Origin of the sequence: Spirosoma taeanense, from assembly GCF_013127955.1 — a bacterium.
Taxonomy (GTDB): Bacteria; Bacteroidota; Bacteroidia; order Cytophagales; family Spirosomataceae; genus Spirosoma; species Spirosoma taeanense.
In genome coordinates this window covers 2,384,298-2,409,806 of sequence record NZ_CP053435.1, presented here as the reverse complement: position 1 = coordinate 2,409,806, position 25,509 = coordinate 2,384,298, and the positions used below count along the sequence as shown (strand labels likewise).

26 protein-coding genes are annotated in these 25,509 nt (G+C 53.6%); 11 read left to right on the top strand and 15 right to left on the bottom strand.

All coding sequences use genetic code 11. From position 1 onward, the window contains the following. Positions 1-286: 286 nt before the first annotated feature. Complete coding sequence (locus HNV11_RS10190; RefSeq protein WP_171739561.1) at positions 287-3,241, top strand: TonB-dependent receptor; 2,955 nt, start codon at positions 287-289, stop codon at positions 3,239-3,241. 14 nt (positions 3,242-3,255) lie between these two features. Continuing rightward, positions 3,256-3,765: a hypothetical protein gene (locus HNV11_RS10185; protein WP_171739560.1), complete on the top strand. Its 510-nt coding sequence runs from the start codon at positions 3,256-3,258 to the stop codon at positions 3,763-3,765. A gap of 51 nt (positions 3,766-3,816) precedes the next feature. Here the strand turns inward: HNV11_RS10185 and ribD are convergent, their stop codons facing one another. Next, positions 3,817-4,866, bottom strand: a complete 1,050-nt coding sequence (gene ribD, locus HNV11_RS10180; RefSeq protein WP_171739559.1) for a bifunctional diaminohydroxyphosphoribosylaminopyrimidine deaminase/5-amino-6-(5-phosphoribosylamino)uracil reductase RibD — start codon at positions 4,864-4,866, stop codon at positions 3,817-3,819. Between the two features lie 97 nt (positions 4,867-4,963). On the opposite strand from ribD, the gene prmC reads away from it, so the two are divergent. Both prmC and HNV11_RS10170 read left to right on the top strand, forming a co-directional pair. Then, positions 4,964-5,812 (top strand): peptide chain release factor N(5)-glutamine methyltransferase, encoded by an 849-nt coding sequence (prmC, locus tag HNV11_RS10175; protein WP_171739558.1) that lies wholly within the window; start codon positions 4,964-4,966, stop codon positions 5,810-5,812. Positions 5,813-5,904: 92 nt separating this feature from the next. Then, complete coding sequence (locus HNV11_RS10170) at positions 5,905-6,882, top strand: AAA family ATPase (protein WP_171739557.1); 978 nt, start codon at positions 5,905-5,907, stop codon at positions 6,880-6,882. Between the two features lie 33 nt (positions 6,883-6,915). Here HNV11_RS10170 and HNV11_RS10165 read toward each other — a convergent pair whose 3' ends face one another. Beyond that, positions 6,916-7,227, bottom strand: a complete 312-nt coding sequence (locus HNV11_RS10165) for a hypothetical protein (protein WP_171739556.1) — start codon at positions 7,225-7,227, stop codon at positions 6,916-6,918. Between the two features lie 280 nt (positions 7,228-7,507). Here HNV11_RS10165 and ispG point away from each other — a divergent pair, with 280 nt between their 5' ends. From ispG to HNV11_RS10145, 4 genes are all read left to right on the top strand, one after another. Beyond that, the gene (gene ispG / locus HNV11_RS10160) at positions 7,508-9,538 is read left to right on the top strand and encodes a (E)-4-hydroxy-3-methylbut-2-enyl-diphosphate synthase (protein ID WP_171739555.1); all 2,031 of its coding nucleotides are present in this window, start codon (positions 7,508-7,510) and stop codon (positions 9,536-9,538) included. Between the two features lie 99 nt (positions 9,539-9,637). After that, positions 9,638-9,826 carry a DUF6728 family protein gene (locus HNV11_RS10155; RefSeq protein ID WP_171739554.1) on the top strand — a complete coding sequence of 63 codons (189 nt, stop codon included), beginning with the start codon at positions 9,638-9,640 and terminating at the stop codon, positions 9,824-9,826. A gap of 17 nt (positions 9,827-9,843) precedes the next feature. Next, positions 9,844-10,194: an MmcQ/YjbR family DNA-binding protein gene (locus HNV11_RS10150; RefSeq protein WP_171739553.1), complete on the top strand. Its 351-nt coding sequence runs from the start codon at positions 9,844-9,846 to the stop codon at positions 10,192-10,194. Positions 10,195-10,259: 65 nt separating this feature from the next. Next, the gene (locus HNV11_RS10145) at positions 10,260-10,814 is read left to right on the top strand and encodes a tetratricopeptide repeat protein (RefSeq protein WP_171739552.1); all 555 of its coding nucleotides are present in this window, start codon (positions 10,260-10,262) and stop codon (positions 10,812-10,814) included. Positions 10,815-10,881: 67 nt separating this feature from the next. Here HNV11_RS10145 and HNV11_RS10140 read toward each other — a convergent pair whose 3' ends face one another. The 3 genes from HNV11_RS10140 to HNV11_RS10130 all read right to left on the bottom strand — a co-directional run bounded on the left by HNV11_RS10140 (position 10,882) and on the right by HNV11_RS10130 (position 13,371). Then, positions 10,882-12,075: a thioredoxin family protein gene (locus HNV11_RS10140; RefSeq protein ID WP_171739551.1), complete on the bottom strand. Its 1,194-nt coding sequence runs from the start codon at positions 12,073-12,075 to the stop codon at positions 10,882-10,884. Between the two features lie 85 nt (positions 12,076-12,160). Beyond that, positions 12,161-12,511, bottom strand: a complete 351-nt coding sequence (gene gldC, locus HNV11_RS10135; protein ID WP_171739550.1) for a gliding motility protein GldC — start codon at positions 12,509-12,511, stop codon at positions 12,161-12,163. Positions 12,512-12,612: 101 nt separating this feature from the next. After that, entirely contained in the window at positions 12,613-13,371 is a 759-nt protein-coding gene (locus HNV11_RS10130) for a DUF4197 domain-containing protein (RefSeq protein ID WP_171739549.1), read from the bottom strand. Positions 13,372-13,523: 152 nt separating this feature from the next. Here HNV11_RS10130 and HNV11_RS10125 point away from each other — a divergent pair, with 152 nt between their 5' ends. Next, positions 13,524-14,786, top strand: a complete 1,263-nt coding sequence (locus HNV11_RS10125; RefSeq protein ID WP_171739548.1) for a competence/damage-inducible protein A — start codon at positions 13,524-13,526, stop codon at positions 14,784-14,786. Positions 14,787-14,844: 58 nt separating this feature from the next. Continuing rightward, positions 14,845-16,314: a dihydrolipoamide acetyltransferase family protein gene (locus tag HNV11_RS10120; RefSeq protein ID WP_240163901.1), complete on the top strand. Its 1,470-nt coding sequence runs from the start codon at positions 14,845-14,847 to the stop codon at positions 16,312-16,314. A gap of 2 nt (positions 16,315-16,316) precedes the next feature. Here HNV11_RS10120 and HNV11_RS10115 read toward each other — a convergent pair whose 3' ends face one another. Beyond that, positions 16,317-17,138: an AraC family transcriptional regulator gene (locus HNV11_RS10115; RefSeq protein WP_171739547.1), complete on the bottom strand. Its 822-nt coding sequence runs from the start codon at positions 17,136-17,138 to the stop codon at positions 16,317-16,319. A gap of 80 nt (positions 17,139-17,218) precedes the next feature. After that, positions 17,219-17,710 (bottom strand): SgcJ/EcaC family oxidoreductase, encoded by a 492-nt coding sequence (locus HNV11_RS10110; RefSeq protein ID WP_171739546.1) that lies wholly within the window; start codon positions 17,708-17,710, stop codon positions 17,219-17,221. A 209-nt stretch (positions 17,711-17,919) separates the two neighbouring features. Between HNV11_RS10110 and HNV11_RS10105 the strand changes: the two genes are divergently transcribed. Beyond that, entirely contained in the window at positions 17,920-18,447 is a 528-nt protein-coding gene (locus HNV11_RS10105; protein WP_171739545.1) for a 5' nucleotidase, NT5C type, read from the top strand. Between the two features lie 67 nt (positions 18,448-18,514). Here HNV11_RS10105 and HNV11_RS10100 read toward each other — a convergent pair whose 3' ends face one another. From HNV11_RS10100 to HNV11_RS10065, 8 genes are all read right to left on the bottom strand, one after another. Further along, positions 18,515-19,321 (bottom strand): acyl-CoA desaturase, encoded by an 807-nt coding sequence (locus HNV11_RS10100; protein WP_205402752.1) that lies wholly within the window; start codon positions 19,319-19,321, stop codon positions 18,515-18,517. A gap of 103 nt (positions 19,322-19,424) precedes the next feature. After that, entirely contained in the window at positions 19,425-20,081 is a 657-nt protein-coding gene (locus HNV11_RS10095; protein WP_171739544.1) for a DUF4159 domain-containing protein, read from the bottom strand. Positions 20,082-20,107: 26 nt separating this feature from the next. Beyond that, positions 20,108-20,806: a 16S rRNA (uracil(1498)-N(3))-methyltransferase gene (locus tag HNV11_RS10090; RefSeq protein ID WP_171739543.1), complete on the bottom strand. Its 699-nt coding sequence runs from the start codon at positions 20,804-20,806 to the stop codon at positions 20,108-20,110. A 48-nt stretch (positions 20,807-20,854) separates the two neighbouring features. Then, positions 20,855-21,301, bottom strand: a complete 447-nt coding sequence (locus HNV11_RS10085) for a hypothetical protein (RefSeq protein ID WP_171739542.1) — start codon at positions 21,299-21,301, stop codon at positions 20,855-20,857. Positions 21,302-21,368: 67 nt separating this feature from the next. Beyond that, positions 21,369-22,577 (bottom strand): vWA domain-containing protein, encoded by a 1,209-nt coding sequence (locus tag HNV11_RS10080; RefSeq protein ID WP_171739541.1) that lies wholly within the window; start codon positions 22,575-22,577, stop codon positions 21,369-21,371. A gap of 75 nt (positions 22,578-22,652) precedes the next feature. Beyond that, complete coding sequence (locus HNV11_RS10075; protein WP_171739540.1) at positions 22,653-23,498, bottom strand: AAA family ATPase; 846 nt, start codon at positions 23,496-23,498, stop codon at positions 22,653-22,655. A gap of 94 nt (positions 23,499-23,592) precedes the next feature. Further along, positions 23,593-24,153 carry a hypothetical protein gene (locus HNV11_RS10070; protein WP_171739539.1) on the bottom strand — a complete coding sequence of 187 codons (561 nt, stop codon included), beginning with the start codon at positions 24,151-24,153 and terminating at the stop codon, positions 23,593-23,595. A 159-nt stretch (positions 24,154-24,312) separates the two neighbouring features. Next, on the bottom strand, positions 24,313-25,500 hold the full coding sequence (locus tag HNV11_RS10065; RefSeq protein WP_240163899.1) for a M20/M25/M40 family metallo-hydrolase: 1,188 nt from the start codon (positions 25,498-25,500) through the stop codon (positions 24,313-24,315). Between the last annotated feature and the right edge of the window lie 9 nt (positions 25,501-25,509).

The following is a 25,509-nucleotide window of genomic DNA, read 5'->3' as shown; positions in this document are numbered from 1 at the left end:
AATTTTCATTTAAAGCTTGACATTAAAATTTAAATTGGCATAATTCACAAAATACAATATCAAATCATCTTTACGATATGCTAATTGGTAATCCTTTCAGTGATTGCTTTACCTGACAGCCTCTCTTAATTAACGCCCCCAGTTAGACGGCGTCAGCCTTTTCTTCTCAACGTCACTTTCGCTATAGTCGCCAGGCCGTCAAAAACGGCTGTCGGTCTTTTATTGCCCAGATTTTACACCTAACAAACCCCGGAACAGCAATTAGTAACCAATTTTCTGACAACCTATGAAGCAAAAATTACTCAGACATGACCTCGCACCGGCGCTGATTGCCCTACTTGTCATGCTCGCACTCCTCCCGGAAACCGCTATGGCCCAGACCAGGCGCATAACCGGCAAAGTGACCACTACGTTAAATTCCGAGGCCTTGCAGGGAGTCAACGTGCTCATAAAAGGCAATACCCGCCGAGGCACCGTAACGGATAATCAGGGCGCATTTTCCCTGGAAGCGACGCCGGAAGATGTACTCGTGTTCAGCTTTATTGGCTTTAAAACGAAAGAATTAAAAGTTGGCAGCAACACCACCTTTTCGGTTTCTCTGGATGAAGACGCGAGTGAGCTGAACGAACTGATCGTAACCGGTACCCGTAACGTCGGACGAACCGTTCTGGAAACGCCCGTACCGGTGGATGTCATCTCGATCAAGGAGATTATGGGCGACCTACCTCAGCTTGACCTGGCTCAGATTCTGGCCTATGTTGCGCCCAGCTTCAACGCTGTCCGGTCGCAGGGGGGCGACCTCGACTCGCATGTCGATCCGGTGCAGTTACGGAACATGGCCCCGAACCAGATTCTGGTTCTAATTAACGGAAAACGCCGGCATACCTCGGCCCTGCTGATTACCGGCACCGCCGTAGGCAGCCCGTCCACCTCCGTTGATCTGATGACGATCCCGGCTGCGGCCATTGATCGGGTAGAGATTCTGCGCGACGGAGCCGCTGCGCAATATGGATCGGATGCGGTTGCGGGTGTGGTGAACATCATTCTGAAGAAAGGCACCAACAAACTGACCAGTAACCTGACCGGCGGGGGCTACCTGAACTCGGGTGGTAACGCGGGCGACCTGACCCAGGCCACCAAACCCGACGGATTTAACTATCAGTTCGATGCCAACTATGGGTTCAAGATTGCCGAAAAAGGTTATTTCAACGTTTCCGGTCAGATTACCCAGCGTCGGCCAACGCTACGCCCCTTTGTCAACGACTGGGAAATCTATGACAAAACCTATCTGAACAACCTGCGCACCGACAAAAACGGCAAGCCGGTTGTTACCAACCCGGAGCTGATCAACGCGCTGGCGAGCGGTAACAATGCACTGGCAACCAACCTCAAAACCGAAAATGGACTGCTGAGTGCCCGCGGCCTGACCCGGGCCGACTTTGCAGTATATGCCGGTATGCCCGCCGTTACGCTGGGAAGCACGTTCTATAATGCCGGCTATGAGATCAACCCCACAACAACAATCTATAGCTTCGGCGGGGCCTCCTACAAGTATCTGAAAGGGTTTTCCTGCTACTACCGGCGCCCTTCGCAGACCGACCGCTTCAACTACCTGCTGTATCCTAACGGCTTCAGACCACAGATGACCTCCAATACATCCGACATTTCCAACACGGTCGGTATCCGGAGCCGGGTAGGTGAGTTCAGTGTTGATTTCAGCAATACCTTCGGTCGGAATACCATGCGCCTGGGTATGGTCAACACCATGAACGCGTCGCTTGGCTCCAACTCACCGGTAAACATGTATCTGGGAACACACCAGTTTACCCAGAACTCGACGAACCTGGATTTCTCCCGCTATTTCAAAGAGATCATGGGCGGCCTTAACATTGCGTTCGGCGCCGAAATGCGGGTCGAGAATTACAAGATTCTGCGGGGACAGGACGAAAGCTATACCTACGGCGACGCAGGTACGCTGACGGTTAGTCAAACCGGCCTGCTGGTTGGTCCGGATGGCAAGCCACTGCAGGATGCCAGCAGCACCCCAATTACGGATGCCAGCGGAAATCCGCTATCGGTCTATGCAGGTCAGCAGGTAACCGTGAAAAGCCTGTCGGCCAACTGCCAGTGTTTTGCCGGTTTTGGCCCCAAGAATGAACGGAACGAATTCCGCACTACCATGGCGGCTTACCTGGACGCCGAGCTCGAAGTTGCCCGGAAGCTGCTGATTGCAGGTGCGCTGCGGCTGGAAAACTACTCGGACTTTGGTGGCGTGACGATCGGGAAACTGGCGGCCCGCTATTCGCTCACGAACAACCTGACCATCCGCGGCTCGATTGCCAGCGGCTTCCGGGCTCCTTCGCTGCAGGAGTTGAATTATACGCACACAGCTACGGCCTTTGTTCCGGATGCAAACGGCATTCCGCAGCCTCTGGACGTAACGACCTATCCAACCAACAGCACGGCGGCCCGGGTACTGGGCATTCGGGGATTGAGCCAGGAGAACTCGCGCACCTATGGTTTCGGGATGACGTATCAGCCAGCGCAGGGGTTTGAGGTAACCGTGGATGCCTACCAGATCGACGTAGACAACCGCATTTTCAGAACCAGCTATTTCAACGCATCTGAAGTAGGAAATAACTACGGAGAAGTAATCGGAGGTGGCGAAGCGCAGTTTTTTGTCAACGGCGCCAACGTTCGCTCCAGAGGTATCGAAGCCGTTGGAAACTATACGTACAACCTGGCACGTAACCACAGCCTGACGTTCAGCTTAGCGACCATTTTCAGCCGAAACACGGTGCTGAGTCGTAAAACGCTGAATCTGAACGTAGCCAATCTGACCGAAGAGCAGGTGGTGGACAAATACCTGAGCCGGGACGTAATTGGCCAGTTTGAGACCGGAACCCCACGCAGTAAGCTAATCGGCTCGATTATGTACCGCGTCAATAAGTTCGATGTCATGCTACGCGGCACGTATTTCGGTTCGGTTACGGAACGGTCGGTCTCGGCAGATAACGACGGCAATTTCTACGACCAGACCTTCTCTCCTCAGACGATTTTTGACCTGAGCATCGGCTACGCGATGACCCGTAACCTGAAATTCTCGGTGGGTGGCAGCAACATCTTCGACAAATACCCCGAGATGCTGCGCTCCGAGAACCGGGGCTTCTATCTCTACTCTAACAACCAGCAGGGCTCCAACGGCGCTTACTACTACGGTCGTGTGATGTTCAACTTCTAACGCTTTCTCCGAAAATGAACCGATTAACTATTAAACGAAGTGCTTTCTGCCTGCTTAATCTTCTTATCGCTCTGGTCGTTTTTCTGACCTCCTGCGAGCAGCAGAACTATGAGCCAAATCTGAGCGTGGCACCCGGCGGGGGAACCGTATCGACTTATAAGTCGTACACCCTGACCTCTGCCGACAGCAAGAATATATACGGACGGGTCGTGTTCTATAAATACAGCTCGGCCGTTACGCTGGTACAGATGGGTCTATACAATACGGCCAGCGGCTCTTCGTACTCGGCGGGCATTTACCAGGGTGCACTGGCGGCCAACTCAACCACCGTGTTGAAGCCACTGGATGCCGTGAGCGGAGCAACGGGCGGGTTTTCCACCAATAAATACTTTGTGATCAGCGAAGCCGGTTTCTACGATAAGCTGAACACTTATAACGCCAGCGTAAAAATAATGACCGGCTCTGCCCTGGTGGCAACGGGGAACATTGGTGCAAATGCAGCCCCCGTCGCGCAATCGCTATAAGCTTATTCCACTCTTTCCACCCGTCAATCACTTTCCTCAAATAGCCCCGGATCAGTTTCCGGGGCTATTTTTATAAACAGTCAGTTCATCAACCCCTACTTGCTCCCGGCTCACCAACCGGCCCCGCACAACCGGCGCTTTCACGCCTTCATCAAGAACCATTGGGCTACGAAACACCCGCATCTCGTCCCATAGCCCGGCTTCCAGTAAGGAATTGATGAGCGTTGTTCCGCCCTCAACCAGCACGGACTGAATCCGGCGCCCATACAGGTCATCCAGCAATTGATTCAGGAAGGGTTTGTCCGGCTGAAGCTGGATATAAGTCGTTTGCCCAAGGGTCTCGGTTTTCAGGTAATTGTAGCCCAGCGTCGGCTGCGAGTTATCGAACAGGTTCAGGCTTCCGGCCAGTTTTAGCTGCTTATCAATTACAATGCGGGTTGGATTGCGGCCCGGAACGAGCCGAACATTCAGCCGCGGATTATCCAGGCGGGCCGTGTTCGTGCCAACCATGATCGCATCTTCCTCCGTTCGCCAGCGATGCACCAGACGATGCGACAGATCGCCACTGATTTTTACGGTACGGACTTCTATTCCGGCGATATAGCCATCGGCCGATTCGGCCCATTTGAGCAGGATATACGGGCGCTGCTGCTCGAAAAAGGTAAAGAAGCGGGCATTCAACTCCCGTCCCTGTTCACGCAGAACGCCGGTTTCGACCGCAATGCCAGCCGTGCGCAGCTTCTGAAACCCCTGTCCGGCCACCAGCGGATTCGGGTCGTCATTGCAGCACACCACCCGTCCAACGCACCGGTCGATGAGCAGATCGGCGCAGGGCGGCTGTTTGCCATAATGTGAGCAGGGTTCCAGCGTTACGTACACGGTGCTTTCGGGCAGCAGGTGCGCTTCTTCCGGCCGGACCGACAGGATGGCGTTCCGTTCAGCATGAGCTTCGCCATAGCGCTGGTGCCAGCCTTCCCCGATGATCCGCTCCCCTCCTTCCGCACCGTGGGTAATCACGCAGCCCACCATTGGGTTCGGGCTGACGTGTCCGCGGCCAAGAGTAGCCAGTTCGAGCGCGCGGAGCATGAAACGATCAGACATGGTGGTATTTGGTTCGGGAGATAGGGAATGGTTTACGAAGAAAAACCGTAAACCGAAAACTTGTTTAGTTTTACGCAAAATTACGCGACTCACTCGAATGGCCACCGCCAAACCCTTATACGAACGCCTAAGCAAGAATATTACCGCCTATCCGCCCGAAGAAGCGCGGGAAATGGCGTTTATGCTCCTCGACCATTACTTCGGTCTTCGCAAAACCGACGTGCTCACCGACAAACCGCTGCCCCCCAACCGCACCGAGCCCGACTGGTTCAAAATTCTGGAACGGCTGAACCGACAGGAGCCTATTCAGCACGTGATCGGAACGACCATTTTCTGCGGTCTGGAGTTCGAAGTGTCACCGGCCGTCCTGATTCCCCGGCCCGAAACCGAAGATTTGGTCCGGCTGATTATGCACGACTTCGCCGACCGCCGGGACGATGTGCCGATTCTGGATATCGGTACGGGCAGCGGCTGTATCGCCGTAACGCTGGCGCGGTTCCTACCCCAGTCGGTCGTGACGGGCTGGGATGTTTCCGACGAGGCTCTTACGCTGGCTCGACGTAACGCCGAGCATCTCAACGCCGACGTTACGTTTGAGATTCAGGACATTCTGAACGTACCCGCCGATCGGGTTCGCAAATTCGATTGTGTCGTCAGTAATCCGCCCTATGTAACGCGGTCGGAAGCCGCCGACATGGACCGCAACGTCCTGGATTATGAGCCCGACCTGGCCCTGTTCGTCGAAGACAACGATCCGCTGGTATTTTATAAAGCAGTTGCTGATTTCTGCGTCCGTCATCTGACGAAAGACGGGGCGTGTTACGTTGAGATTAACGAACGCTTTGGCGAAGCTACCCGGCAGGTGTTTTCTGACCGGGGCTTCTCAACCATTCAGGTATATAAGGACATCCACGGCAAAGACCGCAGCATTCGGGCAACCTTTTAAAGGCCGTATGAGGAAGCCGGTGGTTGGGCTAAGCCCCGTTGAACACGGACAATCAGCCCTGTCTGCACGAGTGCCAAACTGACAAAGGCCTTATGGAAGCAACCACTTCATTTACATACCACACGAAAATACGTGAGGTCTTCAACGAAATGAGCCAGGTCGTGGTGGGGCAGGAACGCCTGCTTAACCGGCTGCTCATCGGGTTGTTTACGGGCGGCCATATTCTGCTCGAAGGCGTACCCGGGCTGGCGAAGACTCTGACGATCAACACGCTGGCCAAAGTCCTGGAGCTCGATTTTCAGCGCATCCAGTTCACCCCCGATCTGTTGCCCGCCGATTTGATCGGAACCATGATTTTTAATCAGAAAACCGCCGAGTTTGAGGTAAAGCAGGGACCAATTTTTGCCAATCTGATCCTGGCCGATGAGGTTAACCGGTCGCCCGCCAAGGTACAGGCGGCTCTGCTTGAAGCCATGCAGGAAAAGCAGGTAACCATTGGCGAAGAAACGTTTATCCTCGACCGGCCGTTTCTGGTGCTGGCTACGCAGAATCCCGTCGAGCAGGAGGGGACGTATCCCCTGCCCGAAGCCCAGGTCGACCGATTCATGATGAAGGTGTTCGTGGATTATCTGAGCAAAGACGATGAGCTGGCCGTCATGCGCCGGATGTCAAATCTTAACTTCGATTACGAGGTGCAGCCTGTGCTCGGTAAAGAAGATCTGATCGCCATTCGGGATGAGATCAACGGCATCACTATCTCCGAAACGCTCGAACGCTATATTATCGAACTGGTTTTTGCGACCCGTCGACCGATGGAGTATAATCTCCGTGACGAAGCCCGCTACATTCAGTTCGGCGTATCGCCCCGCGCCAGCATCAACCTGAACCTGGCCGCCAAAGCCCTCGCTTACTTCGACCGGCGCGACTACGTGCTGCCCGAAGACATAAAGGAGGTCGCGCCGGATGTGTTTAACCACCGTATTCTGCTGAATTACGAAGCCGAAGCCGACGGCGTTTCAACCCTGCAGGTTATCGATTCGATCCTGCGCAAAGTGGCGATTGGCCGGTAAGTGCAGATAATCTTTAACCGGTTCTGGCGGGTGTTATAACGTATCCCGCCGGGCCGAATCCCGTCTTGCTTTCAGCTTGTCGGCCTCGCGCTCCAGGGCCGTACCGGCTTTATCGACTCCCCGGTTAATGGCTTCACCGGCTACTTTGGCATTGCGCTTAGCGCCTTCGCCTAATTCCTGCGCGGCCTCCTTGATGCTCTGACCGGCTTCTTTCAGCTCGGCCTTCACTTTAGCTTTCCGTTCAGCCCGTTCGGCTGGCGTACTGTTTCTTGCACTGCTCTGCGCCTTAGCGCTAACTGCCAAAAAGAGAACGAGTGCCAGTGCACTCAATACATTCGTTTTCATAAGGTTGTATTCGCTAATTCGGAGACAGAGTCCCGCGTTATTTACTTCGATTGCCGATACCAGAACCAGTTCCGCATCGGCAAATCAAACCCGTCGGGCCTGATTTTGTTTCCGCAAAGCAAGCGATTAAATCGGATTTTAACCGCATACGCGCCTGTCAACACTCAATGCCCAAACGAACATTTCGTTCGGGCACAACGTTTTCCTTCAGGTAGGTAACCGGATGCAGAACGGCTTTTTCCGTACCTTTGCCAGCGTCAAACGACCCGCCGATACTCGTATGCTTGATTCACTGCTTACCCCTTCCATATCGACCGCAACCGGTACGCCGGAGCAGTCCAATCCTCCGGTCCTGTACACTCCTTCGCTTACTCAGTATAGCCGCCGAAAAACGATTACGGTCCAGATTGGGGATGTGCCGATGGGGTCGGATTACCCTATCCGGGTTCAATCCATGACGACCGTCGACACGATGGACACGCTGGGTTCGGTTGAGCAAACCATTCGGATGATTGAGGCTGGCTGTGAGTATGTCCGCATTACAGCACCAAGCGTGAAGGAAGCGCAGAACCTGGAGAATATCCGCAAAGAATTACGCGTACGGGGTTATACCACCCCGCTTGTCGCCGACATTCATTTTACACCGAACGCGGCCGAACTCGCAGCCCGAATTGTCGAGAAAGTTCGGATCAACCCCGGCAACTACGCCGACCGCAAGCGTTTCGAGTTTATTGACTATACCGACGCGGCTTATGCCGCCGAGCTGGACCGGATCCGGGACAAGTTTTTACCGCTGGTCCGGATCTGTAAAGAGTATGGCACGGCCATGCGCATTGGCACGAACCACGGTTCACTATCGGACCGGATTCTGAGCCGTTACGGCGATACGCCCGTGGGTATGGTGGAATCGGCGCTCGAGTTTCTACGCATCTGTGAGGACGAGCAGTATTACAACATCGTTCTGTCGATGAAGTCGAGCAACCCGCAGGTAATGGTGCAGGCTTACCGGCTGCTGGTGCAGCGTCTGGACGAAGAAGGTCTGCAGCCGTACCCCCTCCACCTGGGCGTAACAGAAGCCGGCGAAGCGGAAGACGGCCGAATCAAGTCGGCGCTGGGTATCGGCACGCTGCTCGAAGATGGCATTGGCGATACGGTTCGGGTGTCTCTGACCGAAGAGCCGGAGCGTGAAGCCCCCGTAGCGCAGGCGCTTATCGATCGCTATACCCATCGGGCGACTGATAGCCAGCCCATACCGAGCGTTACGTCCTACCCCATCAACCCGTTCCAATATACGCGCCGGACAACTCACGAAGTAGCAAATTTTGGTGGGCAGAACGTGCCGCGCGTCATTGCCGACTTCAGCCGGGTGCGCGTTACGGAGCATGACGTTCTGAATCCCATCGGTCATTTTTACCTGCCTCTGCCCGATAAGTGGCGCATGAACGACCTTGGCGCGGACTATATTTATACGGGTCAGCATCCGGCTGATTTCATGCTGCCTAATGGTCTGAAAGAAGTGCTGGATTATGTCGTCTGGCAGCAGGCAGCCGATTCGGTTAACAAGATACCCCTTCTGACGGCCCACGAATACAGCAAAGCTCGTTCCGGTGCTGGTATGCTGCACAACCGCCTGAATTTTGTGCAGGTATCGCTTCCCGAACTATCCGACGATCTGCTCAGCACGTTACGCATCGATCCGACTGTCGTCCTGGTTCTGACGACGGCAAATGCCCACGCCATGCCGGAGTTACGTCGGCTGATTGTCGAACTGATCAACCAGGGACTTACCCCGCCGGTAGTGGTGCAGCGCGGCTACTCAGCCGTGCCCGAGGAGGACATTCCGCTCTTTGCAGCAACGGATGTTGGCGGCCTGCTGATCGATGGTCTGGGCGATGGAATTATGCTGTCAGCTTCCGAAGCACCATTAGGCGAAGAACTGAAACGGCTGAACAACCTGGCGTTCGGGATTTTGCAGGCGGCCCGGACCCGCATTACCAAAACGGAATATATCTCGTGCCCGTCCTGTGGTCGGACTCTGTTCGATCTGCAGGAGACGACGGCCCGCATTCGTCAGCGCACCGATCACCTGAAAGGAGTTAAGATTGGTATTATGGGCTGCATTGTCAACGGCCCCGGCGAAATGGCCGATGCAGACTATGGTTACGTTGGGATTGGGCGTGACAAAATAGCCTTGTACAGGGGTCAGCAGGTGATTAAAAAATCCGTTCCCGCCGACCGCGCTGTCGACGAACTGATTGAACTGATTCGCGAAGATGACCGCTGGATTGAGCCGGAACTGGCCGTCAGTTGATCAACTGCAAACCGACTTATTGTCCCGAAAATAGGTGTAAAAACCGGGAACAATTCAGGTCAACAGTTCCTTATCAAGATAGAAGCAACACCGATAACTGTGAACAAAATAGCGGATTATTTCAGAATAGGACCGGTATTTCAATACTTTGTGCGGGTCTTCCGTAAGCCAGACCCTAATCACCCGACGAACGCCAACCTGCGTATGATGCATGGCATCAACCGGATTTCGATCATCATGTTTCTGTTCTGCGTAGGCGTCATGATTTTCCGGGCCTGTACGCGTTGAGTATTTGCCGTGGAGTCATGAATACAGAGACCTTACGAGAATACTGTATAGCCAAACCCGGCGTTACCGAGTCCTTTCCATTTGACGAGGTAACACTGGTGTTTAAGGTGGGCGGGAAAATGTTTGCCCTGCTGGACACCGAAAGTCGGCCCACGACGATCAATCTGAAATGCGATCCGGAGCGAGCTGTTCAGTTACGGGAAGAGTACGCAGCCGTAACGGCGGGTTACCATATGAATAAAATCCACTGGAACACGGTTACGCTCGACGGCAGCGTGCGCAGCCGGGACATGCAGGACTGGATTGATCACTCTTACGAACTGGTAAAAAAAAGCTTGCCCAAAGTCGTTCGGGAGCAACTTATGTGAGCGATTGGTTTGCCCCAACAGGGCCAAAATTTGTAATTTCGTAGGTTGAAAAACCAGACTGTGTTATGGAAGTTGCGCTGTTGAGTCTGCTGTTTGTGCTGTATTTGACCATCCGGTATTTTCTGGTTGATCATGATACGCCTACAGATAAAGATCGGAAACGGTTTCAGAAGGGCATTCTGCTCATGAAGAACCGCGACATCACCCAGGCTCACCGCTATTTCGATGACGCGGTCCGGCAGTATCCCAAGTCAGCCCTTGCATACGCGTACCGGGGTAAATGTCAGCTCGCTCAGGAAAACTTTTACTCTGCCATCTACGATCTGACGCAGGCCATCAGCCGCGACAATACCTTAGCCGAGTGCTATCTGGACCGCGGTATCGCGTATTACCGGATCGAACAATTTACCGATGCGTTCCGGGAGTTTGACAAAGCCGTCTGGCATTTCCGCGACGAGCAGCCGGATGCTTACCGCTGGCGCGCACTGGCTCGGATTCAGGTAAAGCAGCTTCCGCAGGCCGAAAGTGATCTTCGACGGGCGGTTTCCTTAGGTGATGAAAACTCGTTCCACCTGCTTCTGAAACCGCCGTTCACCAAGCCCGTTTACCAAAAAAAATAATGTGATTAATCTGATCCGATCAATATCGGTACCAGACTAACCACATTCTCTATCGGTTTAGGGCTGACTATTTCAGTTTCCCCATCTGCTCTACGTTTCGGCGCGTATCCAACCGGCTCGTCTGCGCCAGTTCCATGGATTTCTGCGCTGCTTTCTGGGCTTCGGCCGTTTTGCCTCCCCGTCGGTAGGCTTCCGCCAGTTCGTAGTAAAGATCAGCCTGCTCTTTAGCGCTGGGTCTTAAGGCGAGTGCTTTGTTGACCCACTTAGCTACGGTTGGGGCGTCCGCTGCGTCAGGACTGGCGCGGTTGAACAGCCGCGAAATGTATAAATACTCCGGCACCGTCAACTGGTTGGTGTTGACCTGAGCGTCCATGCGTTCGACGGCTTTGGCCGTCTGGTGTGCCCGGAAATACGCATTCACTTCCGGCAGCAGCGTCCGGTTGGCGGCCACGCGGGGATCAATCCCAATTTTAGCCAGCCCCTGCCGAATCTCCAGAATCTTCGTAACCGGATACTGCAAGCCACGTCCGCTATAAAGCGACGACATCAGTATATTCTCAGCCACCTGCTGGGTAGGTTCGGCGCCGTAGGCCTTACGGTACGCATCCAGATGATTCAGCATATACTGAAACATGGGGTTTTCATAGTCGAGCACCAGTTTCTGCAAGGCAAGCCAGTTCGTCTGATTGGTATACGTAGCGGGCGACTGCTGACGGGCGTAGTCATTCATGGCCGCGATATTGGCGACGGTATCCTTTGTAACCCGCCCAAACATGGCGTAGTCAATCAGGAAATTCGACGAACGTTCACCCCGCTGATACCTTGACTTCATGGTCTGGCTACGCGCCTGTGGATTCACCGCCGTTGTCCCGTGCCGGATCACTTCATCGGTCGAGTTGTTGCTTAATGCGAAATGAATCAGGTTCTGCTGCGGATCAAAGTAAAGAAATAACGGCAATGACGGGACAAACAGATGGCGGCTGTCCAGAAAAGCCCGCGTGGAAGGCTGCCCAATGTCCAGCTTGGTACTGATGAATTTGTCGTTGTAAAGCTTTCCTACCCGCATATCGGACAGTGTTGGTATAAAGCTCTGGCAGACGTGACAGGTAGGCGAATAAATCTCAACAAAAACGGGCTTGCCCGTCCGGCGGGCTTCCTGAAATACTGACGCTATGGGCGTTTCGCGAAACTTAATGCCTGGCTTCTGCGCCTGACCCAATGCCAGCGATGAACACAGCAGGAGAACTAGAATATTCTTCATGAAAGATGAGGTCGTACGGTACGACTTATAGCAAAATAACGACCAGACTATTGGGGTAAGTCTCCCGGCCCGCAATTAGATTGCCTTATTTCTGTTGATTCTGCTCTTTGATTTCTTCTTCGAGCCGTTTGCTGAGGATGCGGCAGGTGTTTTCAATATCGGCAGCCATTTTTTTATCGCCGGTAGCGTTGACGGCCGTGTCGGCAATACCGCTCATCATTTCGATCAGGAAGCGCTTCATGTCCACAACTTCCATATCCTTGGTCCAGAGATCAATTTTGAGGGTACTGTTGTGGTAGTGATCCCAGAGGGCGATGGCAATGGCCCGGGTATCGCTCAGCCCTTCGTTGGGGTTGTCGGTAGCATCCCAAAAGATTTTGTCGGGAATATTCTGATTGTCTAACTCAACCGAAAAATGAATATCTGATTTTTTCATGGCAACAAAAATACGCAATTGTACCGTGGCCTGTTCGTTCGCTCGTGGGCAGTCGTAATATTAAAGCTTTATTTCTGCCCACGAGCGAACGCGCCCCTGTCTTATTGCCCCCCGAAAACGCGCTTCAGCAATTCGGTGATGCGGGCGGCCGGATTCTCGCGAATTTTCTTTTCTTCCTGCGCCACCAGAATAAACAGACCGTCAACAGCCTTACTGGTCGCGTACTCCGTCAGGTTCGGATTAGCTTTCTGCACGAAAGGCAGTTTGTTGTAGGTATTCACCAGATCACTGTAGTAACGCGTTGCCCGGTTGGTTTTCAGGGTGCTGTCAATGATGGGCGTAAACTCGGCCACCAGTTGCTGGCCCGATGTACGGCGCAGATACTGCGTAGCCGCGTCGTCCTGCCCGCGCAGAATGCCAACAGCATCCTGAATGGTCATCTGCGTAATAGCGCTGATGAATACGGGCTTCGCTCGTTTGGCGGCATCTTCCGCAGCCCGGTTCAGCGACAGCTCAAACTTGTCGACCTGCGGCCCCAGCCCAATCTGGCGCAGGCGCGTAGCCACCTGCTGGGCTTCGGGTGGAAACGCAATCCGGATCAGTGCGTTTTTGAAGTATCCATCTTTCGCCGATGCCTGATCAGCACCTTTGTTAATCCCGACCCGCAGGGCTTCTTTTAAACCAGCCGCAATGTCGCTGCCGGTCAGACTACCCGACGCGCCCGCAGGCTGCGTTACGGCATCCAGTATTCTGCCAAATATGCCGCTACCAGACGATTGTTTCCGGGTGCTATCCTGTGCATACAGTGTCGTACTTAACGAAATGGCCACCAGAGCGGCTCCTATTGCCTTTTTCTTCATTGCTTCTCAATCCAGGTTATTCACTGATTAACGGCCAATAGGCCTAAATCGTTTTTTCGTACTTTTGACCGCAGGAGCAGCCATAGGTTTAAAAGGGTCTGCTTTGTCTACTGGAGCGGTTTCGTTAACGCGCCAGTCCGATCATATTCTTTATGACCAACTCCATCCGGGCCGAAGTAGTTACTATCGGCGACGAAATTCTATTCGGACAGATCACCGATACCAACACGCAGTGGATTAGTACCGAATTAACCAATATTGGTATTCGCACCGTGCGCAAGTCGTCAGTAGGCGATCAGACAGAAGCCATTCTGCAGATTCTGCACGAAGCCCACCAGCGCGCCGATGTTATCATTATAACAGGGGGCCTGGGGCCAACAAAAGACGACATCACTAAAAAAACGCTCTGCACGTATTTTAGCGTCGAGCTGGTTCGCAATCAAACGGCCCTGGCGCTGGTTACCCAGTTTTTTGAAAAGCGGGGCCGTGAAATGACCGATCTGAACCGGGGCCAGGCTGATCTGCCCGCCAATGCAGTTTATATGCAGAACGACTGGGGCACCGCACCGGGCATGTGGTTTGACTACGAAGGGCGGGTGTACGTATCACTGCCGGGCGTGCCGTTTGAAATGAAGCACCTCATGGCCAACCGGATTCTGCCCAAACTGCGCGCGAGTTTTGAAACGCCGGTTATCAAGCATAAAATGATCCTGACGGCCGGTATTGGCGAATCGTTTCTGGCTGAGCGAATTGAAACCTGGGAAGACGCCCTGCCTCCGCATATCCGGCTGGCGTATCTGCCCAGTTTTGGCGGGGTTCGGTTGCGACTGACAGCCACGGGCCAGGATGAAGCCGTGCTTGATCGGGAACTGGCCGAACAGGTTGAGAACGTTCTGCCCCTGATCGAGAAGAACGTGTATGGCTACGATGACGATACGCTGGAGAGCGTAATCGGCTATCTCCTGCTTCGTCAAAACCTGACCCTCGCAACCGCCGAAAGCTGTACGGGCGGCTTCGTTGCTAGCCGAATCACCAGCGTACCGGGTTCATCGGCCTATTTCTGGGGCAGCATCATCGCCTATAGCAACGACGTAAAAGTGAATCAACTGGGCGTAAAGCCGGAAACGCTGGAGCAGTTTGGCGCGGTCAGCGAAGAAACCATCCGGCAGATGGCGGAAGGTGTTCGGAAAACTCTGGGCACAGATGTTGGCATTGCAACGAGCGGTATTGCCGGCCCCGACGGTGGCACACCCGACAAACCCGTTGGCACCATCTGGATTGCCTGCGCCATACCCGACCGGACCGTTACGCGCCTGCTGAAACTCGGTCAGTACCGCGACCAGAATATCCAGCTTACCACGACTTATCTGCTAAATTTGCTGCGGGAAACAATCAGCGAAAACGTCAACGGATGAGGAGCGCTCTTGTGGCATCTTCACCCTTTCACTCTATTGCTCTTTCACTCTTTGCTATATGCTCATCGACATGGTTATGCCCAAAATGGGCGAAAGTATTATGGAATGCACGGTCATTACGTGGCTCAAACAGCCCGGCGACCGTCTTGAAGCCGACGAATCCGTGCTGGAAGTGGCCACCGACAAGGTCGACACCGAAGTTCCGGCTCCGCAGAACGGCATTTTGAAAGAGATTTTGGTCAACGACGGCGACGTAGTGGCCGTTGGCGCGCCGATTGCCCGCATTGAAACCGAAGAGACCGTCGGCGCTGAACCGACTACTCCGGCCGGAGCGGGCCCCGATAACGCCGACCAAACGCCCGTTGGCGTTGGTGACCTAGCGAATGTACAGGCCGAAGCAGAAGCGGCCCCGGAAGCCGATGTGGCTACGGCCGCCCACGACCTGGAAGCCAGCATCTCGGCCATGAGCAGCCGGGGAACGCCCGGTAAAGCAGTAGCTGCTTCGGCTACAACCCTGGCCGCTACTCCGGAAACGGAAGCAGCTCCCGTATTCGCCAATCGGTTCTATTCACCCCTTGTCCTCAATATAGCTAAAGAAGAGGGGGTTTCGCGCGATGAACTCGACCGCATACCCGGTTCTGGAGCCGATAACCGCGTTACGAAGAAAGACATTCTGGCTTACGTAAGCAATCGCGCGGAAGCCCCCCAGGCTCAGCCCGCTTCTATACCGGCCGAAGCGGCTCCTGCCCTAACCCGCAGTGAACCGCAACCAGTCCCGGCGACGCCAGTCAATGGAAAAACCAATGGCTCCATCAGTGGGCAGACCGACATCATCCAGATGGACCGAATGCGCAAGATGATTGCGCAGCGGATGGTCGAGTCGAAGCAGACATCGCCCCATGTCAGCTCGTTTGTCGAAGCCGACCTGACGCCCGTGGTGCAATGGCGGACGCGTATGAAAGATCAGTTTAAGCAGCAGACCGGCGAAAACCTCACCTACACGCCTATTCTGGTTGAAGCCATTGTCAAAGCCATCAAAGACTTTCCGATGATCAACGTCTCGGTGGAAGGCGATTCGATCATCGTTAAGAAATCAGTTAATATTGGCATGGCCGTGGCCCTGCCAAATGGTAACCTGATTGTTCCGGTCATTCATGATGCTGACCAGTATAATCTGGTTGGCCTGACCCGAAAGGTGAACGACCTGACCAAACGCGCCCGCGAGAATAAACTCACCGCCGATGATCTGGCGGGCGGCACCTATACGATCTCGAATATTGGCACCTTCGGAAACCTGATGGGGACGCCTATTATTGTACAGCCGCAGGTAGCCATTATGGCCTTTGGTGCGATCGTCAAAAAACCCGCCGTCATCGAAACGCCCCAGGGCGATTTCATCGGCATCCGGCAGTTGATGTTCCTGTCGCACTCCTACGACCACCGCGTAGTCGATGGCTCGCTGGGTGGGCAGTTTGTCCGGCGTGTTGCGGATTATCTGGAACAGTTTGACCTGGAACGCCGGTTGTAACATTACGTATTCAGTAGAGCCAGGTGCTGCTGCATCTGGCTGTCGGTAGGCGACACATCAGCAAAGTGTTTAAAATCGCGGATTAGGTGGGCGTGATCGAAATACCCCGTGGCGTAGGCTACCTGTAGCCAGCTTTCCTCAGGGTGGGCCTGCCGGTAACGTAAAGCCCGGTTGAATCGAATCAGCCGGGCATATAATTTGGGGGGTACCCCTACCCGCTCAACAAAACTCCGCTCAAACTGCCGGCTGCTCAGACAGGCATAGTCGGCCAGTTTATCGAGTCGCTCTTCGCCGGCGTCCGGGTCGAACATTCGCCCGATAGCCCAGTCAACGGGTCGGGTAGAATGGCGGGGACTAACTGCTGGACGGCTCAGAAACTGCTCTGTCCGAAGAACCATCTCGCCGAATGTAGGGGCATTCACCAACTGCTCGTGCAGACTGCGCACGGGCGAATCCAATACCAGCGTAACGTCTTCATGACTATCCGTAAACAACGGCATGGGTACACCGAAAAGCCGGAAAAAGCCCGAAGGTCGAAAACGCACCATGAACATCGTCAGGCTGGCCGAATTCGTCAGTAGGATACGGTGAACAGGCTGGCCGACCAGATTACCCGGCGGAACCTCTATTGTCTGCCCATCGTGGTAGGTCGTCTTGACTTCACCAGACAGGTAATAAATCAGCGTTTGCTCAACCGGCGCCGGCAGCAGGCGCGTCCAGGTTGATCCGTTGCCATTGGGCAACATGGAAACGTCGATTAAAATGTACTCCATCACATAAGCCTGCAAAGGCGCCGATGGAGCGGCTTTTTGTACCGTGAGCATAGGGCTATAACCTGCTGACCGTCAGTAAGCAAATTTAGCCGTTTACAGACTGATGGTCAACAGGTTACCCTACCGCTTATTTACCGGTTATTGTTGAGCACAGGTGTATTGTGAAAAGCTGCAATATGCCACTGTCCGGCTTCTTTTGTCAGCACCATTGTGTTCAGCGCTTTACTTTTCTGGAGCTTATCACCCGCCTGAAATTCCAGGTCCCACTCCACATGCGCAACCGCTACGTCCGGGCGCAGGAAGCGGATAGCCTTCACCGTTCCAACGTTATGACTATTTTTGTAGATGCTGTTAAAGATAACCGCATGCCCCTGATCAATGGTTTCCCGACCTTTCAGGTACATACCATTTACCACAACGTAATCGGCATCAGCAGCAAACGGAGCCGAAAAAGCCCGGCTGTCATGCGCGTTCCAGCCGTTTTCTACCTGTTTAACAAGTTGCCGCAGCGGCTCTTCTTCGCTGGCTACGGGCGTTTGGGTTTGGGCATTGCTCATAGTTACATTCAGTAGGCCATACGCCAGCAGCGCAAGGGCACAGGATTGGTTAAAGATGTGAAACATAAGACAAGGTGTTTTGCAGGAGCCGGATTAGCTCAGTGAGAGACCGGGCGTTTAGATAGGACAAAACTATAACCGGGTCCGCAGCCGCACTTTGTAAAAAAACGACATCTTGCCCCTAACTTTGGCCAACTTAGGCCTGGGCGCGGATTCGCGAATCTGCGTCCAGGAGTCTGGTACGTAAATTGATTTCAGCAATACACCCTGATCGAATGAGAGAACGCATTGCCATTGATATGGACGACGTCATGGCCGATACCCATGCCAAGTTTGTTCAACTCTATCTTGCAGGCGAAACGCCCCGCTACACCCTGAAAGAGCTAAAGGAAAAATCGTTTCACGAATTGTTCGATGAAGACGAATACAACATCTTATCCCGCCGGGTTTACGAGCCGGGCTTTTTCCGGGATATTCCCGTTATGGAAGGCGCGCAGGACGTAATAGCCGACCTGATGACGAAGTACGATGTGTTTATTGCTACGGCCGCACAGGAGTTCCCGAACTCCCTGCGGGAAAAGTGGGACTGGCTCCAAGAGCATTTTCCGGCAATCACCTGGCACCATTACGTGTTCCTGGGCGATAAAAGCATTCTCAATACGGCTTACCTCATCGACGATCTGCCTCGTAACCTCCGCACCTTTCAGGGCGAAGGACTTCTCTTCGACGCGCTCCATAACCGCGACGATAAGGAGTTCCGGCGCGTAAAGTCCTGGCAGGATATTGCGACGATTTTACTCTGATCAAATGGGTCTATAACAGAAAAGCCCCGGAAGGTTCCGGGGCTTTTCTGTTATACAGTGTTAACTATTACGCTTCAACTTTTTCGTTAACCAACCGGTCGTGACCAACCTCCTGCTGCGCTTTTTTAGCTTCGGCAGATGGCCGCAGACGAATAATGTGCAGTTTGTGCAGCACGCCAATAACCGGATAGGTAGGATCGAACTCGAACCATTTGGCACCAAAGTTTGCCGAGTTCGGCCGCTTGTGGTGGTTGTTCTGGAACAGTTCGCCCATCATAACGACGTCCAGAATCAGCGAGTTTTTCGACTTATCGTGGTTGTCAAAGTTGGCATAGCCGTATTTGTGGCCGCTCCAGTTGATGATTGCACCGTGTACAGGTCCCATCACGAAATGAACCGGCAGCAGGAAGAAGAACGCCCAGTGCATGTCCAAATAGATGAACGCAAAGATGTAGAACAGGCTGTACACAACACCCCAGCCAACGCGTGACATCCAGGAATCGCCTATTTTCTCGATCAGGCTCCACTCCGGGTAGTTCCGGTCGAACTGCCGATCAATAGGGGCTTTACGGTGTAGAACCGCGTTGTAAATATTTTTCGTCTTCCACATCATTGTGAAAACGTTCTTGGTATGATGGGGCGAGTGTGGGTCCTGGGGGGTGTCACTGAAGGCGTGGTGCATCCGGTGCAGCACGGCATACGCACGTGGGCTCAGGTACGAAGAACCCTGCGACACGTAAGTCAGTGCGTAGAAGAAACGCTCCCAGAATTTGCTCATGAAAAACATTTTATGAGCTGAGTAGCGATGCAGAAAGAAGGTTTGGCAGAATAGGGACAGATACCAGTGTCCAATAAATGCGGCCAGTACAATCACAATGTCGATTGTTTAAAGGTGAAGACTGAGTTACTTAAAATACTCCTACAAAACTAACGAAATTTAAATGGATTTGGGTCACCCTCACCAAATAATACTTTAATTAATTTATTGTAGTTGCATACTGCAGGAGGTTGGCTCCCATACGCAAAGCCTGTTGACGCACCGGCTCCGGATCATTATAAACGCTCTGGTCCTCCCATCCGTTCCCCAAATCGCATTCGTAGCTGTAAAAACAGACGAGCCGTCCCTGATAGATCAGGCCGAAACCCTGCGGAGCCTTGCCGTCATGCTCATGAACTTTTGGCAACCCCGCCGGGAATTTGAACTTCTGCTGATAGACCGGGTGGTTGAAGGGCAGCTCGACAAACGACAGTTCGGGAAACACCTTCTTCATTTCGCGCCGGATGTATTTGTCCATACCATAGTTGTCATCGACATGCAGAAAGCCCCCCGACATCAGGTACCGGCGCAGATTCTGCACATCGGCATCGCTAAAGTTTACGTTACCGTGGCCGGTCATGTGCACAAACGGATACCCGAACAAATCGGGACTCCCCGGCTCCACGATGTCTTCTTCGGGGAAGATATTCATCCGCAGGTTGGCGTTGGCGAACTTGATCAGATTCGGCAGGGAGGTTTTATTGGCGTACCAGTCGCCCCCACCATTATATTTCAGTTTCGCTATTTTGTAAGCATACTGGGCGTCTGCCAGCGAACAGCAGGCCATCAGGAAGGCAACTAAGACAACTCGTTTCATCGGCTCTTATAACAACACACAATCACTTAATATTCCCACTGAATGACGTTCAGAATCTGGCAGGCAGTCAGGGCAGCGGTTTCGGTACGAAGCCGGTTCGGGCCGAGCGTTACCAACTGAAAACCCACCGAAACCGCCTGGTGAATTTCCGCATCCGAAAAATCGCCCTCCGGCCCGATCAGAACCGCATACCGACCGCCGGTGGCAGCGGCTTTCAACAGACTGACCGGTGGTTTCTGGTCGGACAGATGCGCAATAAACCGCTGATCTTCACTGACTGTTTTCAGGAAATCCGTAAACGAAAGGGCCTCATCGAGGATAGGCACAAAACTTTGTAACGACTGCTTCATAGCCGCAACGGCAATTTTTTCTAACCGTTCCAGCTTGAGCGCCCGGCGTTCGGAATGCTGCCCATAAAAAAAGCTGATCCGCTCAATACCCAGTTCTACGGCCTTTTCGATAAACCACTCGATACGATCCAGATTTTTCGTCGGCGCTACGCAGATTCGAATTGAAAACGGTCGGGGAACTGTCGTTTGGGTGTCCCTGATCCGGAACTGACACCGGCGCGCATCGGCCTGAGTAATAACGGCCGAATGGCGGTTTCCGTGTCCGTCTGTCACCGTAATTGAATCGCCGGTTTTCAGGCGAAGGGTTCGGACGGCGTGGCGCGAATCCTCTTCGGTCAGGTGCTGAACAGGCTCAGGTTGATAAAATAAATGCATACGTAACCCAAAAATACGGCAATTAGCGGCCCGGCGTGCAGGGCGGGACTATTTAACGCCTAGGTAGGAATAAGCAGCCGCGACGGCCAGACCCAGCCAGCCTTTAGCCGATGCGGTCAGCACCGGCACTACGTCCGGGTACTGCAGATAGCCCACAATCAACGACGCTACACCACAAACGAGCCAGACAGCAATATACACGACGGCAATAATGCCTACCGTTTTATTCGCCGTCGGTGTACTTCCGGTATTCAGCAAGCGGGCCGTGGGCGTATCGCCCGGCTTCGTGATGGCCAGCTCGGCCACGACAAGGGCCGACACCAGCCCGCCAACGAGGGTTAGTACGGTATTGATGCCTTCGTTCAGGTTTTTGGGATAATCTGTGCAGCCCGTTTCGAGCGAACAATATACCGCAAGAATAGCGTAGATGATGGCGTAAGCGTAAAGGCCCAATAACAGAACGGCGATGATGCCGCCAAAAATTACGCGTGCCATACGGTGTGAAGGGTTTAGAAAGGAGGCTTACTTGCTTTTATCTAGAAAAGCCGAAGTCGCTCCTAATCTATCCGTTGAACACCAGCTTCGGATTCTTCAGGCACTTCATCGCCTGTTCCAGCCCGTTGAGCGTTAACGGAAACATGCGGTTGCCTGACCACTCCCGGATCATATTCGTGCTCACGGTGTATGGCCAGTAAGCGGCTATGTTCGGGTTGAGCCAGACCAGGTGCGGGTACTGCGCCTTGAACCGATCGAGCCAGACGATACCCGCTTCCAGATTATAATGCTCTACGCTCCCCTTGGCCATCGTTATTTCGTAAGGCGCCATGGCCGCGTCGCCCACAAAAATCACCTTGTACTCCCGATTGTATTTGTGGAGTACTTCCCAGGTAGGAACCCGCTCCCGCCGACGCGTATTGTCTTTCCACAACGTCTCATAGAGGCAGTTATGGAAGTACAGAAACTCCAGATGCTTGAACTGATAGCGGGCAGCCGAAAACAGGTGCGAACACAAGTCAATGTGCTCATCCATCGAACCGCCCACATCAAACAGCATCAGCACCTTGACCCGGTTCTTCCGTGATGGCTGCATCCGGATGTCCAGCAGTCCGGCATTGCGGCTCGTGCTGTCGATGGTTGCGTCCATGTCGAGTTCATCGTCAGCGCCTTCACGGGTTAGAATCCGTAGCCGACGTAAGGCCAGCTTGAGATTGCGCGTGTTCAGTTCTACGTGATCGTCCAGGTTTTTATAGGCCCGCTGTTCCCAGATTTTCGTAGCCCTGTGGTTACGCTGCGATTTGTCCGGCTCGTCCGGGTTCATCCGGAATCCTTCCGGATTATAGCCATGCTCGCCAAAGGGCGAAGTTCCACCGGTGCCAATCCAGCGGTCACCGCCTTCGTGCCGTTCGTTTTGCTCGTTGAGCCGGTCGCGGAGTTCCTGCCAGAGCTTATCCAGGCCACCCATGGCTTCGATAGCGGCTTTCTCGTCGTCGGTGAGCTGGCTATCGAGCGCGTTGCGAAGCCAATCGGGCGGCACATCAGGCAGCGTTTCGGCGGAGGAAGCCGGGCTGTCGGCAATGTACTCGCCAAACAACCGATCGAACAGGTCGAGGTGCTGTTCGTGCTTAACCAAAGCCGTTTTGCTCAGGAAGTAAAAATCCTCAACGCTCGTAGCCCCCACGTCGCTCCGCATCGCCGAGAGCAGTGTCAGATACTCCGGCAGCGTAACCGGCAATCCGTTCTGGCGGAGGAGAAGAAAGAAATCGAGGAACATGGGGGAAGAGGAATGATGAATACAGAATGATAAATGATAGGCTGTTCGTGCATTTAGAGTTTATCATTCTGTATTTTAATACGGCCGGTTTCCTTTTCTACGTAACGCCAGCATCAGATCGGTATCCTGCTCGTTTTTCAGCAGCGCGCCCAGATACGGCGGCAGTTCATTCAGCGTATCAAGATCATTCAGATCATCGTGGGTGACGCCCGCCACGAGCAGCAGCCGAATCCAGTCGATCAGTTCGCTCGTGGATGGTTTCTTTTTGAGAGCCTTTACGTCGCGGATGCTGTAGAAGACCGACATCGCTTTAGTCATGAGCTCCTGGGGCAGGTTCGGAAAGTGAACCGTCACGATCTGCTGCATGGTCTCGCGATCGGGAAACCGAATGAAATGGAAAAAGCACCGGCGCAGGAACGCATCGGGTAGCTCTTTCTCGTTGTTCGACGTAATGATCACCACCGGCCGGTGGCGGGCCGTGATGGTCCGCTGCAGTTCATAACAGTAGAACTCCATGCGGTCGAGTTCCTGCAGCAGATCGTTCGGGAATTCAATGTCGGCCTTGTCGATTTCGTCGATCAGCAGCACGGCCTGCTCGTCGGCCTCGAATGCCTCCCAGAGTTTGCCTTTCCGGATGTAATGGCTCAGCTCGCCGACTTTTCCATCGCCCAGTTGCGAATCCCGCAGACGCGACACGGCATCATACTCATACAGTCCCTGCTGTGCCGAGGTTGTGGATTTTACGTGCCAGGTGTACAGCGGCTTGCCGAGCGACTGCGCGATTTCGTAGGCCAGCAGGGTTTTCCCCGTACCGGGTTCACCTTTTATCAGCAGCGGTTTTTGGAGCTGCATAGCCGCGTTGACGGCCGTGCTCAGCTCGCGGGTGGCGACGTAAGTTTCGGTGCCGGAAAATCTAGCCATTGGAATTCATTGATTGTCACGTATAATCATTTCCTGTCAGACAGTCGCCTGCCGCATGACTACTTAATGACAATCAATGACTATGAATGACGGTTTACTCGTCGCTTTCACTCGTAAACGAGTACAGCGTATTGTCTAAATGCAGGGCGTTGGCCTTGAAATTCTGGACAAAGTTTTCCACTACTTCGTCGGTTATTTCTTCTACGTTCAGGCATACGTCCAGGCTGATCCCGTAGTCGAAATTGGTATCGACCTCAACGTGCTCCTGTACCTTAACCGTTTCGGTTTCTTCGATTTCCTCAATAATTTCCGTCAGGGCCGTCTCGGCTTCCTCTTCCATCTCGGGCGAGATCTTATAACCGGGCTTACGGTCTTCGGGCGGTACGTATTCGGGATATGTTTTTCGAACCTGTTCTACAGCCATTTCGTAAACCAGGCTGCTGTGGTGAAGCCGGAGTGTATAAACCAGTGCATCAAAGATCACCTCCTGGCCCTGATACTGTCCTGGAAACTGAACATGGACGCACTCGCCCGATTCCAGTACGTCCAGATCGTCGTCTTCTACGTAGACAAACGATTTACCTTCCTGCCGACACTCTTCTTTGAGTGCGCTAATCTCTTCGGGATCGAACCCTTCATTTTTGTAATTAGCCATGCGGCAAAAGTAATGGATAATGCCCTATGGGCAATAGGCAAATTACTTCATTTAGACCATAGCTCAGATCGAGCCAGTCAGTCGCTCATGTAGCCAACCTACTGTTGTTTTCACCGTTAGCTTAGATGGGCTGGATATATCTCACCCGCTCGGAAGCCGTTACCGAGCCATGATTGGCTCAGCCATCCACTTGTGAATAGTAGCCTCGGCCAGATCGACGGCTGTCTGCATAACCGTCGGGTCAATCTGAGCCAGTTTGTCGTCGGGCTGGTGAATGCAGGGCATCTGGCCAGCCGAATCCAGGGCGCACAGAGCCAATACAGGAATGCGGTTACGCACGAACCACACACTATCAAAATCGGCGGTGTGCCAGCGGCCGAACTGAGCGCGGTTGCGGAAAGCGTCGGTCTGGAGCAGATTACGGGCCAGTTGGGTGGGTATATTGTCGTAGCGAATGACTTCGAGCGTTCCGGTCCGCTCAACAACCGTCAGCCTACCGGCGCCAAGCGTATCAAAATTGATCACCAGCGTCTGGGCGGGGTTCCATTCTTTTTTATGGGCTTCTACGTATTGATGCGCCCCGATCATCCCCACCTCTTCGGCACTGGTCAGCACGACTTCCAGATCCAGATTGGGCAGTTCCATTTCCCGAAGCCGGTCGGCAGTGGCCAGCGCGGCTGCAACGCCCGTCGCATTATCGCTTGCACCGTTCGTATAGCCTTTAATCCAGTAACCCGCCGTACTCATAACGGCCTGCACAACCAGGTATACCATCAGGACATACCGTATCTGCGGTATGTACGGCAAACCGACCCCAAACGCTTCAAACGTAGCGACCAGTGCCGCCAGCGCCATCAGAATCAGCGACACAATCAGCGAGGATCTAAAACGGGCCTGTTGTTTCGGCCCATACAGAAACGACACCGGGGCGGTATCGTAATGCGCCATTAAGATTATTTTCTGTCGGACGGCTGTATCAGAAGCCCAGCGGCCGACTATGTTGTAGGCCGTATGCTGAACCGGAAATTTTGTAATGAAGGAGTAACGCCAGTTGAAGTATCGCCAGGCCAGCCACGTAAAATACCAGACGAAACCAATTGCTACGCCCGTGACCGGCACCAGCAGCAAACCTGCCAACAGGCCGCCAATAAGCCAATAGACTATAGTTACGTAGGTTCGGGGCGTTTGAAAGGGTTCCTTCCGCACGGTAGCGCCCATGCCAGTCAGATAGGTTTCGAGCAGGCGACCGGCTTCAATCTCGCAGGGTGTGGCGGCTCCGCGATGCGGCAGGCCGGTCAGTTCGCGAAGAAAATTAGAGTCGGGATTTATGTACGTTTCCGGATTCACCTGATTTGT

Excerpts from the sequence above, each read along its gene's own strand:
- HNV11_RS10090 (WP_171739543.1), bottom strand. The coding sequence starts at position 20,806 with ATGCATTTATTTTATCAACCTGAGCCTGTTCAGCACCTGACCGAAGAG.
- prmC (WP_171739558.1), top strand. The coding sequence starts at position 4,964 with ATGGCCACCGCCAAACCCTTATACGAACGCCTAAGCAAGAATATTACC.
- HNV11_RS10085 (WP_171739542.1), bottom strand. The coding sequence starts at position 21,301 with ATGGCACGCGTAATTTTTGGCGGCATCATCGCCGTTCTGTTATTGGGC.
- HNV11_RS10185 (WP_171739560.1), top strand. The coding sequence starts at position 3,256 with ATGAACCGATTAACTATTAAACGAAGTGCTTTCTGCCTGCTTAATCTT.
- HNV11_RS10105 (WP_171739545.1), top strand. The coding sequence starts at position 17,920 with ATGAGAGAACGCATTGCCATTGATATGGACGACGTCATGGCCGATACC.
- HNV11_RS10170 (WP_171739557.1), top strand. The coding sequence starts at position 5,905 with ATGGAAGCAACCACTTCATTTACATACCACACGAAAATACGTGAGGTC.
- HNV11_RS10190 (WP_171739561.1), top strand. The coding sequence starts at position 287 with ATGAAGCAAAAATTACTCAGACATGACCTCGCACCGGCGCTGATTGCC.
- HNV11_RS10130 (WP_171739549.1), bottom strand. The coding sequence starts at position 13,371 with ATGAAGAAAAAGGCAATAGGAGCCGCTCTGGTGGCCATTTCGTTAAGT.
- HNV11_RS10080 (WP_171739541.1), bottom strand. The coding sequence starts at position 22,577 with ATGTTCCTCGATTTCTTTCTTCTCCTCCGCCAGAACGGATTGCCGGTT.
- HNV11_RS10095 (WP_171739544.1), bottom strand. The coding sequence starts at position 20,081 with ATGAAACGAGTTGTCTTAGTTGCCTTCCTGATGGCCTGCTGTTCGCTG.
- HNV11_RS10120 (WP_240163901.1), top strand. The coding sequence starts at position 14,845 with ATGCTCATCGACATGGTTATGCCCAAAATGGGCGAAAGTATTATGGAA.
- HNV11_RS10115 (WP_171739547.1), bottom strand. The coding sequence starts at position 17,138 with ATGCTCACGGTACAAAAAGCCGCTCCATCGGCGCCTTTGCAGGCTTAT.
- gldC (WP_171739550.1), bottom strand. The coding sequence starts at position 12,511 with ATGAAAAAATCAGATATTCATTTTTCGGTTGAGTTAGACAATCAGAAT.
- HNV11_RS10075 (WP_171739540.1), bottom strand. The coding sequence starts at position 23,498 with ATGGCTAGATTTTCCGGCACCGAAACTTACGTCGCCACCCGCGAGCTG.
- HNV11_RS10140 (WP_171739551.1), bottom strand. The coding sequence starts at position 12,075 with ATGAAGAATATTCTAGTTCTCCTGCTGTGTTCATCGCTGGCATTGGGT.
- HNV11_RS10070 (WP_171739539.1), bottom strand. The coding sequence starts at position 24,153 with ATGGCTAATTACAAAAATGAAGGGTTCGATCCCGAAGAGATTAGCGCA.
- HNV11_RS10125 (WP_171739548.1), top strand. The coding sequence starts at position 13,524 with ATGACCAACTCCATCCGGGCCGAAGTAGTTACTATCGGCGACGAAATT.
- HNV11_RS10110 (WP_171739546.1), bottom strand. The coding sequence starts at position 17,710 with ATGTTTCACATCTTTAACCAATCCTGTGCCCTTGCGCTGCTGGCGTAT.
- HNV11_RS10150 (WP_171739553.1), top strand. The coding sequence starts at position 9,844 with ATGAATACAGAGACCTTACGAGAATACTGTATAGCCAAACCCGGCGTT.
- HNV11_RS10145 (WP_171739552.1), top strand. The coding sequence starts at position 10,260 with ATGGAAGTTGCGCTGTTGAGTCTGCTGTTTGTGCTGTATTTGACCATC.
- HNV11_RS10165 (WP_171739556.1), bottom strand. The coding sequence starts at position 7,227 with ATGAAAACGAATGTATTGAGTGCACTGGCACTCGTTCTCTTTTTGGCA.
- ispG (WP_171739555.1), top strand. The coding sequence starts at position 7,508 with ATGCTTGATTCACTGCTTACCCCTTCCATATCGACCGCAACCGGTACG.
- ribD (WP_171739559.1), bottom strand. The coding sequence starts at position 4,866 with ATGTCTGATCGTTTCATGCTCCGCGCGCTCGAACTGGCTACTCTTGGC.